Source organism: Bradyrhizobium sp. 6(2017) (genome assembly GCF_011058295.2).
Lineage (GTDB): Bacteria > Pseudomonadota > Alphaproteobacteria > Rhizobiales > Xanthobacteraceae > Bradyrhizobium > Bradyrhizobium septentrionale.
Genome location: NZ_CP049289.2, coordinates 5,905,879 through 5,918,200 on the forward strand (window position 1 = coordinate 5,905,879; position 12,322 = coordinate 5,918,200).

General features: G+C 64.6%; 11 protein-coding genes. 5 read left to right on the forward strand and 6 right to left on the reverse strand.

Annotated features, from left to right (window positions below):
• Window positions 1–350 precede the first annotated feature (350 nt).
• Entirely contained in the window at window positions 351–560 is a 210-nt protein-coding gene (locus tag G6P99_RS27820; RefSeq protein ID WP_029081739.1) for a hypothetical protein, read from the forward strand.
• A 333-nt stretch (window positions 561–893) separates the two neighbouring features.
• Here G6P99_RS27820 and G6P99_RS27825 read toward each other — a convergent pair whose 3' ends face one another.
• Window positions 894–2,108 (reverse strand): amidohydrolase family protein, encoded by a 1,215-nt coding sequence (locus G6P99_RS27825; protein ID WP_165124092.1) that lies wholly within the window; start codon window positions 2,106–2,108, stop codon window positions 894–896.
• 118 nt (window positions 2,109–2,226) lie between these two features.
• Window positions 2,227–3,435 carry an RluA family pseudouridine synthase gene (locus G6P99_RS27830; protein WP_165124097.1) on the reverse strand — a complete coding sequence of 403 codons (1,209 nt, stop codon included), beginning with the start codon at window positions 3,433–3,435 and terminating at the stop codon, window positions 2,227–2,229.
• A gap of 129 nt (window positions 3,436–3,564) precedes the next feature.
• Between G6P99_RS27830 and G6P99_RS27835 the strand changes: the two genes are divergently transcribed.
• The gene (locus G6P99_RS27835) at window positions 3,565–4,503 is read left to right on the forward strand and encodes an alpha/beta hydrolase (RefSeq protein ID WP_029081742.1); all 939 of its coding nucleotides are present in this window, start codon (window positions 3,565–3,567) and stop codon (window positions 4,501–4,503) included.
• Between the two features lie 4 nt (window positions 4,504–4,507).
• Here the strand turns inward: G6P99_RS27835 and G6P99_RS27840 are convergent, their stop codons facing one another.
• Window positions 4,508–5,839 (reverse strand): replication-associated recombination protein A, encoded by a 1,332-nt coding sequence (locus tag G6P99_RS27840; RefSeq protein WP_165124101.1) that lies wholly within the window; start codon window positions 5,837–5,839, stop codon window positions 4,508–4,510.
• Window positions 5,840–5,846: 7 nt separating this feature from the next.
• Window positions 5,847–7,259: a DegQ family serine endoprotease gene (locus tag G6P99_RS27845; RefSeq protein ID WP_029081744.1), complete on the reverse strand. Its 1,413-nt coding sequence runs from the start codon at window positions 7,257–7,259 to the stop codon at window positions 5,847–5,849.
• A 291-nt stretch (window positions 7,260–7,550) separates the two neighbouring features.
• Between G6P99_RS27845 and G6P99_RS27850 the strand changes: the two genes are divergently transcribed.
• A complete protein-coding gene (locus G6P99_RS27850; protein ID WP_165124105.1) occupies window positions 7,551–9,149 on the forward strand; it encodes an OprO/OprP family phosphate-selective porin in 1,599 nt (532 codons plus the stop codon).
• A gap of 107 nt (window positions 9,150–9,256) precedes the next feature.
• Here the strand turns inward: G6P99_RS27850 and G6P99_RS27855 are convergent, their stop codons facing one another.
• Entirely contained in the window at window positions 9,257–9,433 is a 177-nt protein-coding gene (locus tag G6P99_RS27855; RefSeq protein WP_156928647.1) for a hypothetical protein, read from the reverse strand.
• A 50-nt stretch (window positions 9,434–9,483) separates the two neighbouring features.
• Window positions 9,484–9,864 (reverse strand): winged helix-turn-helix transcriptional regulator, encoded by a 381-nt coding sequence (locus G6P99_RS27860; protein WP_029081747.1) that lies wholly within the window; start codon window positions 9,862–9,864, stop codon window positions 9,484–9,486.
• 118 nt (window positions 9,865–9,982) lie between these two features.
• On the opposite strand from G6P99_RS27860, the gene G6P99_RS27865 reads away from it, so the two are divergent.
• Both G6P99_RS27865 and G6P99_RS27870 read left to right on the forward strand, forming a co-directional pair.
• Complete coding sequence (locus G6P99_RS27865; RefSeq protein ID WP_029081748.1) at window positions 9,983–10,996, forward strand: zinc-binding alcohol dehydrogenase family protein; 1,014 nt, start codon at window positions 9,983–9,985, stop codon at window positions 10,994–10,996.
• Window positions 10,997–11,241: 245 nt separating this feature from the next.
• Window positions 11,242–12,321 (forward strand): phosphotransferase family protein, encoded by a 1,080-nt coding sequence (locus tag G6P99_RS27870; protein WP_165124110.1) that lies wholly within the window; start codon window positions 11,242–11,244, stop codon window positions 12,319–12,321.
• Window position 12,322: the final 1 nt, after the last annotated feature.

Consider the following 12,322-nt stretch of genomic DNA (forward strand, 5'->3'; position numbering starts at 1 on the left):
AAAAACATGGTGTCAACGACCCGCTCTGACGGCGCTTGCAGTGTTTGTGCTGGTCCAGAACACTTTACGACAAATGTGCTGAATGCATTGCTTGTCGCGGAATTGCCGCGTTGCGAGATGCGCCGTTCAATCTGTCCCTGCGGTGCTCCGGCGCTATCAGGTAAGCAGCATTGCCCAATCAGATGCGCAATTGAATCAAAGAGAAGTCATCGGGCCATCAACGAGATTCCCATCGCTGGCGCTCGAGAGTACCATGGCCGCGTGCGGATGTGAGCCCGCCGCCTGTCCAAACAACACCGGCCCGCGGCGATGGCGGCAATGACCGCATCACTTGAATGGTGAGGTTGATCATGGTGGCGCGCGCAAGCGACGGACAGCTTCTGCTGGTAAAGAAGCTGGGTGGGCTCTTTGCTATCGTTCTTGGCTGCCTGCTGACAGCAGTGGGTGTGACATTCGAATCCACCAGCACAATTGTCGTCGGCCTGCTGTTTCTTGTGCTCGGGGCGGTCTTGCTCACGCTCAAGATCATGAGACGAAATCAAACTGGCCCGTTTGGATAGCCTTCCGGCGAAATAGACCGACCCAGCCGGGGCAATTTCAATTGTGGGGACTCGGCCGCAATCGCAACTGGCGAGCACGCCATTGCGGTCGAGGGGACGCTTGCGCAATTTCGGTATATTGGAAATTTATCCCTGATTTGCCCGACGTGTCAAGTTGCCTTGTCGAACGCCGGCAGCCGCCAGCTACTTTGCATGGGGTTGTTTTCGATATTTTGGCAGCGCGCACCTGCGGCGGGGAGTTCCTCCACCGTCACCCGCAGTTATGCCGGCAAGGCACGATGCGCATCGTAGCAGGTGCTCGCGTTGCACTGCAGTGCGTTCTGCGGCCAGCCATCACGGCTTCCGATAGATCACATGACCCGCGCGGATGGTGGTGCTCACCTTCGCGAGATTGCCGACGTCGCTGAGCGGATCGCCGTCGAGCACCACGAGATCGGCGTCAAAACCCTGCTCCACCCGGCCCTTCTTCGCGGCCTTGAAGAACGTGGCCGGATTTGTGGTCAGCGAGGCCAGCACCTGACGCTCCGACAGTGCGCGATGCATCAGCTCATATTCCTGCGTGGTGTCGTATTGCGTGGTGAAGCCGACATCGGTGCCGAACAGCACCGTGCCGCCATTCTCCGAAAACTGCTTGAGCTGGTTGACGGTCGCGGCCACCATACGGTTGGTGACGTTGGGATCGAGCACGACGGTGGTGAACAGCGCCAGCGTCGGGATCAGCGCAGTCCCCTGCGCCTTGAACCGCGCCAGCTGGTCCTCGCTATAGGCGCGCTCGCCCGGCGTGGTGTGCGCAAGCACATCGACGTCAGCTACGATCACCGTTTCGACGCCGATCTTGTTCTGCGGGTGGGCGAACACCCGCCTGCCCTGCGCGTGCGCCGCATCGACGGCCGCCTTGGCGATCGCCGGATCCATGTTCACGACCGGCTTGTCGCCCATGAACGCGCCGGTGAACAGCTTGATGCCGTCCTCGCCCATCGCGAGCCAGTCGCGCGCCCACTTCGCAGCCTCCTCCGGCGTCGCAGCTTCCGGAAGCTGCAGCTCGGGCGGCAGGTACACAGGATGACCGCCTTTGGGGAAGACATTGCCGGCCAGCAGAATGTTGGGACCGGCGACCTCGCCCGCCGCGATGCGCCGGCGCAGCGAGAGCGTGTTGCCCGGATCGGAGCCGAGATCCCAGACCGTGGTGAAGCCCCAACGCGTCAGCATCTCCTGCATGTGCTGCGTCAGCGCCGCAGCGGGCGCAGCACCGGCATTGCGCCAGGAGTTCTGCGTGAAATGCACATGGCTGTTCCAGAACCCGGCAACAATGGTCTTGCCGCTGCAATCGATCACGCGCGCATCCGCGGGCACCTGGACATCGCCTGATTTGCCGACCGCGCTGATGACGCCGTCGGTCGTCACGACCACCGCATCCGGCAGCGCGGCCACATCGGGCGAGGCGTAAACGCTGCCGCCGCGCAGCACGACGGTCTCGGCATGCACCGCCACTGCGGCGAGAACCGAGCCAACAACAACAAGCGCGACGCGTAGCCAGGTCCCGATCATGGACAGCCCCTTTCAAGATTGCACGCCGGCAACGGCCGGCGCGCGGCAAGATAGAGGCTGCGCGCGGCGCGGTTTGATCGTTCTTGCTGTCTGAAACGGATTTGCGGGCGCCCGCCCGTCACTCCTCGGGCGCGTTCTCGATCGGGTCGAAGCGGTCGGCCTCGAGCCCGAGCAGATTCCAGGATTGCAGCATGTGCGGCGGCAGCGGCGCGGTGGCATCGATCACGCCGCCGCGCGGATGCGGAATCACGATGCGGCGAGCCAGAAGATGCAGCCGGTTCTGCAGGCCGCCGGGCAGCTGCCAGTTCTCCTTGTTGAAGTATTTTGGATCGCCCACGATCGCGTGATCGATATGCGCCATGTGGGCGCGCAATTGATGGGTGCGGCCGGTCACCGGCTTGAGCGACACCCAGGCGAGCTTGGTCGCCGAGGTCTCGACCACGGCATAATAGGTCACGGCGTGGCTCGCGCCCTCGTCGCCATGCGCTGCGATCCGCATGATGCTGTCCTCCTCGCTCTCCTCCTTGGCGAGGTAGGTCGAGATGCGGCCCTGCTTCGGCTTCGGCACGCCGACGACCAGCGCCCAGTAGATCTTTCGCGCCGAGCGATGGCGGAACGAGCCGGTCAGAGCGGTCGCGGCAAAACGCGTCTTGGCGATCAGCAGGCAGCCCGAGGTCTCCCGGTCGAGCCGATGCACCAGCCGCGGCTTCTGCCCCTTGGCGTCGCGCATCACCTCCAGCATGTCGTCGACATTGCGCGTGATACCGGAGCCGCCCTGAACCGCCAGACCTGCAGGCTTGTTCAGCACCATCACGTCGGCGTCCTCGAACAGGGTCATGTCCTTGAGGTCTTGAAGGGTCTTCTTGGCGGCTTCGGAGAGGCTGGCCGCGGCCTTCGGCGTATCGAGCTTTAGCGGCGGAATGCGGACGCTCTGGCCTTCTTCCAGCCGGTCCTTGCTGTCGGCGCGCTTGCCGTTGACGCGCAACTCGCCCTTACGAACAATGCGCTGGATGTGGGAAAAGGACAGGCCGGGGAAACGCGCCTCGAGAAAGCGGTCGACCCGCATGTTGTTCTCGTCCGCCGTCACAACCACGGTCTGCACCTTGGTCGGTAGCGGCGGTGGCTCGGCGACATGCTTCTCGGGCTCAGGCACGAACGGCTTCGGCGCACGCTGCTTGTCGCCAAGCCGCACCGCTGGCTTGCCGCCCGGACGATGCGCCGGCCCCCGCTCGGCCGCCGAGCCGCGATGGGGACGCGCACCCTTGGGACGCGCGCCCTTGGCGCGGTCGGCAGCGGGGCGGAGGGGTCTCTTGACGCGGCGGCTCATGGGGTTGCAACTCCGAAGTTAAGCCGTTGGGTAGCGCAAATGCCGCGAATCGTCACGGCGAAATCGGTATAAATCCCGCGCAACACGGCCAGTTTCGGCCGCACGCGGCAAGCGACGGAGAGCCCTGGAATGAGACTGGCGGTATCGGCTTTGGCGGCGGCCCTGATGCTGTCAGGCCCGGCGCTGGCCCAGGAGAGCCCGATGCCGGAAGATCTGGCCTGGAAGCTCCTGGAACTCGGCCGCGTCGTCGAGATGCCCAAGACGGCCGCGCTCTACGCACCGCTGCAACAGAGGGAGCCCTATCAGCGCGTCAAGGTCGAGCGCGACGTCAAGTATGGCCTCGCCGATCGCCATCTGCTCGACGTCTTCACGCCGGACACAGCGTCGCCGCCACGCCCGGTGCTGATCTACATCCACGGCGGCGGCCTCATTGCCGGCAACAAGCGCACGCCCGGCAGTCCGTTCTACGACAACGTCATGTTGTGGGCCGCCAAGAACGGCTTTGTCGGCGTCAACGCCACCTATCGCCTGGCGCCGGCGTTTCCCTGGCCGGCCGGCACGGAAGACATCGGCGCGATCGTGCAATGGGTCGCGGAGAACATCGCGCCCCGCGGCGGCAAACCCGAACGCATCTTCCTGATGGGCCAGTCGGCCGGTGCCATCCATGTCGCAAGCTATGTCTCGCATGCCGAATTTCACAAGGTGAAGGGCGGCGGCCTCCCCGGCGCGATCATGGTGTCCGGCATCTACGATCTGACAGCCTCGCCGGCCGGCGACGCCGAGCTCGCCTATTACGGCTCCGACTCGTCGCGCTACGCCGAACGCTCCTCGCTGCAAGGCCTGGTTGCGAGCCCGATCCCGTTCCTGATCACCGCGGCCGAGCTCGATCCGCCGCGCTTCGTGGAGCAATTCGAACTCATGAAGCAGGCCAGCTGCAAGCGGCCGAGCGGCTGCGCCCGCAGCTTCATGCTGCCGCAGCACAGCCACATGTCGGAGGTCTATGCGATCAACACGTCAGACACACGGCTGACGGATGAGATCATGGAGTTCGTGAAGAGCGTCAAGTGAAGCGCTAGCCGCCCCGCTCCTTGCGCAGCCTGTCCCAGTAATCCAGCCGCTTGCGGATCTCGCGTTCGAAGCCTCGGTCGGGCGGATCGTAAAAAGTCTGGCGGCCCAGCGCTTCCGGGAAGTAGTCCTGGCCGGAGAACGCATCGGGCATGTCGTGATCATACTGATAGCCGGAGCCGTAGCCCTCCGACTTCATCAGCTTGGTCGGCGAATTCAGGATGTGCTTTGGCGGCAGCAGCGAGCCGCCCTGCTTCGCGGTCTGCATCGCCGAGCCGAACGCATTGTAGACCGCGTTCGATTTCGGCGCGGTGGCGAGATAGACCACGGCCTGCGCGATCGCGAGTTCGCCTTCAGGTGAGCCCAGGAAATCATAGGCATCCTTGGCGGCGTTACAGACCGCCAGCGCCTGCGGATCGGCAAGCCCGATGTCTTCGACCGCCATGCGCACCACGCGCCGGGCCAGGAACAGCGGATCCTCACCGGCATCGAGCATGCGCGCGAGATAATACAATGCCGCATCCGGATCGGAGCCGCGCACCGACTTGTGCAGCGCCGAGATCAGATTGTAGTGGCCGTCGGCCGACTTGTCGTAGATCGGCGCGCGGCGTTGCAGGATGTCCTGCAACTGCTCGGCGTTGAACACCTCGCCCTTGCGCGCGGCGCGCCAAACCTCCTCGGCGAGCGTCAGCGAGGCGCGGCCGTCGCCGTCGGCCATCCGCACCAGCACGGCGCGGGCTTCCGCATCGAGCGGCAGGCTCTTGCCCTCGACCTTCTCGGCATTGGCGAACAGCCGTTCGATCGCGGCGGTATCGAGCGAGTGAAACACCAGCACGCGGGCGCGCGACAAGAGCGCCGCGTTGAGCTCGAACGACGGATTTTCGGTGGTGGCGCCGACCAGCACCACGGTGCCGTCCTCCATCACCGGCAGGAAGGAATCCTGCTGCGCGCGGTTGAATCTGTGCACCTCGTCGACGAACAGCAGCGTGCCCTTGCCGGTCTCGCGGCGGGCGCGCGCGGCATCGAACGCCTTCTTCAGATCGGCGACACCGGAGAACACCGCGGATATCTGTTCGAAATGCAGCTCGGTGGCGTCGGCCAGAAGCCGCGCCACGGTGGTCTTGCCGGTGCCGGGCGGTCCCCAGAACACCAGCGAGCCCAGCGTGCGCGTCTCCAGCATGCGGGTCAGCGCACCGTCGGGCCCGAGGATGTGATCCTGGCCGACGACGTCGGCCAGCGTGCGCGGGCGCAACCGGTCCGGCAGCGGGTGCGGAGCGTCCTGCTCCATCCCCGCCGCAGCGAACAGGTTGCTGGCCTCGCGCGGTTGCTTTGGGCTCACTTGGGGTTCATCCGCCGAGCGTCACGTTGATCTGCTGGCCGCCGCGCACCAGCGTGATGCGCCAGACCCGCGTCCCCGTCTTCGATGCCTTCTCGAGGTCGCTGGTCCGCGCGATCTTCTCGTTGTTGACGGCGAGGATGATGTCGCCCTTCTGGAAGCCGACATTGGCGGCGGTGCCGTCATCGGCGAGCTCGGTCACCACGACGCCCTCGGCGCCTGCGTCGAGATGCAGCTCGTCGGCCAGCGCCGGCGAGATGTTGGCGACCCTTGCGCCCTGGAACGGCGAGCGCGCAGTCAGCACGATCTCGTCACGGTTGGTATCGGGTGCGGTCTCCAGCGGCACGGTGAGCTTCACCGGCTTGCCGGCGCGCTGCACCTCGATCTCCGCGCTGCCGCCGAGCGGGCGGGTCGCGAAGCGGTAGTCGAACGCGTTGGGATCGTCGATCGCCTGGCCGTCGATGCCCACGATCAGGTCGGAGAGCTTCAGCCCGGCTTTCGCCGCCGGGCCGTTCGGCGCGACATTGGCGACCAGCGCGCCGGTCGGCAGCTTCAGCCCGAGCGTCTCCGCGATCTCCGGTGTGACCGCCTGCAGTCGCGCGCCGAGCCATGGCCGCTTCACATTCTTGCCACCGCCCTTCGCGGAGGCCACCACCACGCGCACCATGTTGGCAGGGATCGCAAAGCCGATGCCCTGCGAGCCGCCCGAGCGCGAGAAGATCGCGGTGTTGATGCCGGCGAGCCGGCCGGTCATGTCGACCAGCGCGCCGCCGGAATTGCCGGGATTGATCGCGGCATCGGTCTGAATGAAGAATTGATAATCCGTGATCCCGACTTGAGTGCGCGCCAGGGCCGAGATGATGCCGTGCGTCACGGTCTGGCCGACGCCGAACGGATTGCCGATCGCGAGCACGACGTCGCCGACCTGCAGCTGGTCGGAGTTCGCGAAATCCAGCGTCGCGAACTTCTCCTTGTTGGTCCCCTTCAGCCGCAGCACCGCAAGGTCGGTGCGGCTGTCCTTCAGCACGATCTCAGCCTCATATTCGCGCTTGTCGGCGAGCGAGACCTTCACCTGGTCGGCGCCCTCGATCACGTGATTGTTTGTGACCACGAGGCCCGAGCCATCGACCATCACGCCGGAGCCAAGCGAACGCTGCATCTGCTCGGGCTGCTGCCCGGGCACGCCGAAAAATCGACGAAAAATAGGATCGTCCAGGAATGGATTGCGGTTTTGCACGGTCTTGGCGGCATAGACATTGACCACCGCCGGCTGCACCCGCTGCACGATTGGCGCATAGGACAGCTGCAGCTCAGCCTGCGAGGACGGCACGCGGCGGTCCTGGGCCGCGGCCGGGCCGAGATTCCCGATGAAAGCCAACGTGAAGAGAGCGGATAGGGCAGCAAAGCGGACGGGTCGGAGCATTCTCACCTCTCGTGGAAAACGCCGGAATATAGGCGTGTTCGCCTGGCAATTGAAGGGCGCCGGGCCCGATAACTGCCCCCCGCCGCCGCGGTGCAAAACCCGTGGCAGCCGCGTTGAAGCGCGCCGCCAAACTTCTATGATGATTGTAATCTCACTGCGCCGCTCCGCTTGTTGCCCGCGGACAACAAGCGGAACTGCGATGCTAGGCAGCACTGTCGTGTGTCAGTCACGATCAACTCCTAGGACGTTTCAGTGAGTGAGTGGGGACTTCAAACACAACAGGGGTGCACAATGAGTGCGACAAAAGTTGGTGCAATCGCCATAGGGCTGGCAGGGGCGCTCGCCGCCTCGCCGGCCTATTCACAATCGGCCGGAGGCGGCAGCGATGCGGAGATCGCGCTACTGAAGCAGCAGTTGAAGATGCTCGAGCAGAAGCTCGACAAACTGCAGAAGCAGACCAATGCCAACACCGCGACGGCGGCCAGCGCAAACGCCAACGCGAAGGCCGCGGACGCCAAGGCTGCGCGGGTCGTAACCGCCAATGCCGCCATCCCGGTCAAGGGTCCGGTCGCGCCGTCCGGCGTCGTGGTGACATTGCCGAACAACCGGCCGACGATCTGCACCGCGGACGAACAGAACTGCATCGCGATCACGAGCCGCATCCACTGGGATGTCGGCGGTTACGACTATCGTCCGAACACCGCGGGCACGTCGCCGCAGAAGCTTGACAGCGGCGAGAATCTCCGCCGCGCCCGCATCGGCGTGATCGGCAAATTCTTCGGCGACTGGAATTACGCGCTGATCTACGACTTCGGCGGCTCGTCCGACGGCTTCGGTGGCACGGCGGCGGGATCGCTGCCCGGCGGCGGCACCTCCGGCGTCGAGAATGCCTATCTCAGCTATACCGGCTTCAAGCCGTTCGGCGGCAAGATGGCGATCGAAGGCGGCATCATGGATCTGGCCTGGACGCTCGACGAGTCCACCAGCTCGAACGACATCCTGTTCATGGAGCGCGCCTCGGCCGGCATCATCGCGCAGAACGTCGCGGCAGGTGACTTCCGTTCGACCGTCGGCAGCCGCTGGTGGAATGACCAGCTCTGGGTCGGCGCCTATGCAACCGGACCGACCACCGGCCAGATTCACTCGGCGTCCAGCGTCACCCCGCCCGGATCATCGGAGCAGTATGGCGCGGTCGTCCGTGTCGCCGGCAATCCGATCAGCGGGAATAACTATTCGGTGCATATCGGTGCCGACGCGGAATGGCTGATCCAGCCGCCGCGCAATCTGGTGACGCAGGCGCAGACGCTCACGCTCAGCGACCGGCCCGAGCTGCGCATCGATCCGACGACGCTGATTTCTACCGGTGCGATCGCCAACGTCTCCGGGGCGCAGGTCTACGGCGTCGAGGCGGCGGCGACCTATGGCCCGTTGATCGCACAGGGCGAGTACTACTGGTTCAACGTCGATCGCACTGCGAATACCGGGCTGCCGCCGTTCGGTGCGTCGAGCCTGAAATTCGACGGCGGTTACGCGCAGGTCGGCTATGTGCTGACCGGCGAGAATCACGCCTACAACCCGGCAACGGCCTCCTATGGCGGTATCAAGCCGCATGATCCGCTCTCGCTCGCCAGCGGCGGCTGGGGCGCCTGGGAAATCGCCGGCCGCGTGAGCCAGATGAACCTCAACGATCAGATCGGCCAGGCGGTCGGCATCGCCGGTGGACGGCAGACCGTCTACACCGCGGCGCTGAACTGGTACGTCAACAACAACGTCCGCTTCATGCTGAACTACCTGCACGGCGACGTCGCCAAGCAGGCGTCGGCGACTTCGACTGCGGATGTCGGCTCGAAGTTTGATGCGGTCGCGCTGCGCACGCAGGTTGCGTTCTGAGACGATCCGATCTGTCGTCAATAAACAGACGGCCGGGGCATCGCTCCGGCCGTTTTCATTTCAACTGCTCTCACGGCGTGGGCGCGCTACGACTGCCGCTCCAGCGTCTACATATCTAGACCGGCCTTATCCAGTTCGCTCCTCATTCGACCGGAAAAATCGACGATCTGCTGCTTGTCGAATCCGCAATATGTCGGAAGCGATTTCTCAGGGACATTTTGCGCGAGAGCAGCCCCGCAGCGAATTATGTATCTCAGCTCTTCTGGTGTTACCTTGATTTGCATCTCGTAATTCCCGGACAAAGGCATGGCATTGCTCACGCAGGAGCACGCTTCTACGCCGCGCGCTTGGACTTCTTCACGACGACCTCCGGCGCCGGCGCGCAGGACTGCCGCTCCTGATGGCCCTCGCCCCACGCCTTCAAAATATCGATCACCGGGCGCAGGCTCTCGCCGAGTTCGGAGAGCGTGTATTCGACCCGCGGCGGCACCTCGGCATAGACCTTGCGGATCACGAGACCATCGTCCTCGAGCGCACGCAGCTGCTTGGTCAGCATGCGCTGGGTGATGCCGGGCATCCGCCGCCGCAACTCGCCGAAGCGCTGGGTGCCGGCCTGCAGATGATACAGGATCACGCCCTTCCATTTGCCGTCGATCAGGTCGAGCGCCGCCTCGACGGCGCAGCCCGGCCGGCGCGCAAAATTCTTCCGTTTCATCGGTATTTTCCCAATAGTATACAAACAGGGACTAGTTCCCTGATTTTACAGTACTTGCCAAATGGACGCCAGCGCGACAGGTATCACGGCAGGCAATCGCCCACCACGGAGACAAGGCATGAAGGCCGTCGGATACCAAAAATCGCTGCCGATCGAGGCGGCGGATTCGCTCGTCGATTTCGAGATCGCCAAGCCCGAGCCGAAGGGGCGCGACATCAGGGTCGCGGTGAAGGCCATCTCGGCCAACCCGGTCGACTACAAGGTGCGCAAGCGCGCGGCGCCGACCGACGGCAGCTACAAGATCCTCGGCTTTGACGCGGCCGGCGTGGTCGACGCGGTCGGGCCCGACGTCTCCCTCTTCAAGCCCGGCGACGAGGTGTTTTACGCAGGCTCGATCCTGCGCCAGGGCACCAATTCGGAATTTCATCTGGTCGACGAACGTATCGCCGGCAACAAGCCGGCATCGCTGTCCTTCGCGCAGGCCGCCGCCCTGCCCCTGACCTCGATCACCGCCTGGGAATTGCTGTTCGACCGGCTCGGCGCGGTGCCGGGCAAGAGCCTCGACCCGCGTACGCTGCTGATCACCGGTGGCGCCGGCGGAGTCGGCTCGATCCTGATCCAGCTTGCCCGCCGCCTCACCGGCCTCACCGTAGTTGCCACCGCGACGCGGCCGGAATCGCAAAAATGGTGCCTCGATCTCGGTGCGCACGCGGTGATCGACCACTCGCAGCCGATGAAGGAGCAGATCGAGAAGCTGAAGCTGCCGCCGGTCGGCCTCGTCGCCAGCCTCACCTTCACCGACCAGCACTACAAGTCGATCGCCGACTTCATTGCGCCGCAGGGCAAGTTCGGCCTGATCGACGATCCCTCGGAGTTCAACGTCGCCGCGTTCAAGGGCAAGGCGGTGTCGGTGCACTGGGAATCGATGTTCACGCGCTCGTCGTTCCAGACGCCTGACATGATCGCGCAGCACCATCTGCTCAACGATGTCGCCGACCTCCTCGACAAGGGCGTGCTGCGCACCACGCTCGATCAAACCTTCGGCACCATCAATGCCGCCAATCTCAAGCGCGCCCACGCGCTGCTAGAGAGTGGCAAGTCGCGCGGCAAGATCGTGCTGGAAGGCTGGTAGTAGGATCGGGACGAATGCGTAGGGTGGTGGGTTAGGCGAAGCCGTAACCCACCACCTCTCCAAGGGCGGCGGGTGACGCTGACGCCAACCCGCCCCACCCGACTTCCCCACAGGCCGGCGCGTCGCTTTTGCCAAAGACGCGACATCACCTGTATAGTTTGCGCAACGATCACCCCGTCCTCAATCCGGCCAACGCGAGACGCGGCTGGAACGGTGGTGACGCCCACGGGGATGGGAGGAAGCCGATGAATTTGCTCACGGCCGATCCGTCGCGGATCGATCCGGAGTGGATGACGCGGGCGCTGCGCGAAGCCGGTGTGATCGACCAGGTCAGGGTCACTGATCTCGCCTGCAAGCCGGTCGGTAATGGCCTCGTCGGCGACTCCTATCGATTTCGTCTCACTTATGACGGAGAGGCGCCGAACGCGCCCCTAAGCGTCATCGGCAAATTCCCTGCCGCAGATCCCGACAGCCGCCGCTCCGGTTCCGCGCACATGCTTTATGTTCGCGAGGTCGCGTTCTATCGCGAGCTGGCGGCGACCGTCGCCATCAACACGCCGCGGCCGATCCTCGCCGAAATCGATCCGGCGACCGACGACTTCACGCTGATTCTCGAAGATCTGGCGCCCGCACGCCAGGGCGACCAGCTCGCCGGATGCTCGATCGCGGACTGCCAGACAGCGATGGCCGAGGCCGCCGCCCTGCACGCGCCGCGATGGAACGATCCGACGCTGGACGCGGTGCACTGCTTCGTGGTGGCCGCAGGCCGGCGCAAGGATTTCCACGCGACGCTGCCCGCCATCATCGGTCACTACAAGGAGCGATATCGTGGCGTGATCGAGCCGGAATTCCTTGATCTGATCGACCGGCTTCCGGACGCGGTCCCGCGCTACCAGTCGGAGCAATCGACGCCGCGAACCCTGCAGCATGCGGACTTCAGGCTGGATAACATCCTGTTCGACGTCCGCGGCAATACCCGACCGATGGCGACGCTGGACTGGCAGACGCTGACGGTTGGCCCTGGAATCGTCGACGTCGCCTATTTCCTGTCGGCCGGCATCGAACCGTCGGAACGGCGGCTTCACGAAGCCGATCTGGTGCGATCATATCATTCGGAACTGATCCGTCGCGGCGTGCGGGACTATGGTTGGGATCAGTGCTGGCGGGATTACCGGCGCTACACCCTGCATGGCATCATGATGGGCGTCGTCTCCGCGCTGAGCGTCCAGCGCTCCGAGCGCGGCGACGCGCTGTTCCTGAAGATGACCCGTGGCGCCTGCGCGCAAGCGCTGGATCACGACGGTTTTGCATACTGGCAGGACTAGG

Excerpts from the sequence above, each read along its gene's own strand:
- G6P99_RS27820 (WP_029081739.1), top strand. The coding sequence starts at position 351 with ATGGTGGCGCGCGCAAGCGACGGACAGCTTCTGCTGGTAAAGAAGCTG.
- G6P99_RS27825 (WP_165124092.1), bottom strand. The coding sequence starts at position 2,108 with ATGATCGGGACCTGGCTACGCGTCGCGCTTGTTGTTGTTGGCTCGGTT.
- G6P99_RS27830 (WP_165124097.1), bottom strand. The coding sequence starts at position 3,435 with ATGAGCCGCCGCGTCAAGAGACCCCTCCGCCCCGCTGCCGACCGCGCC.
- G6P99_RS27835 (WP_029081742.1), top strand. The coding sequence starts at position 3,565 with ATGAGACTGGCGGTATCGGCTTTGGCGGCGGCCCTGATGCTGTCAGGC.
- G6P99_RS27845 (WP_029081744.1), bottom strand. The coding sequence starts at position 7,259 with ATGCTCCGACCCGTCCGCTTTGCTGCCCTATCCGCTCTCTTCACGTTG.
- G6P99_RS27850 (WP_165124105.1), top strand. The coding sequence starts at position 7,551 with ATGAGTGCGACAAAAGTTGGTGCAATCGCCATAGGGCTGGCAGGGGCG.
- G6P99_RS27855 (WP_156928647.1), bottom strand. The coding sequence starts at position 9,433 with ATGCAAATCAAGGTAACACCAGAAGAGCTGAGATACATAATTCGCTGC.
- G6P99_RS27860 (WP_029081747.1), bottom strand. The coding sequence starts at position 9,864 with ATGAAACGGAAGAATTTTGCGCGCCGGCCGGGCTGCGCCGTCGAGGCG.
- G6P99_RS27865 (WP_029081748.1), top strand. The coding sequence starts at position 9,983 with ATGAAGGCCGTCGGATACCAAAAATCGCTGCCGATCGAGGCGGCGGAT.
- G6P99_RS27870 (WP_165124110.1), top strand. The coding sequence starts at position 11,242 with ATGAATTTGCTCACGGCCGATCCGTCGCGGATCGATCCGGAGTGGATG.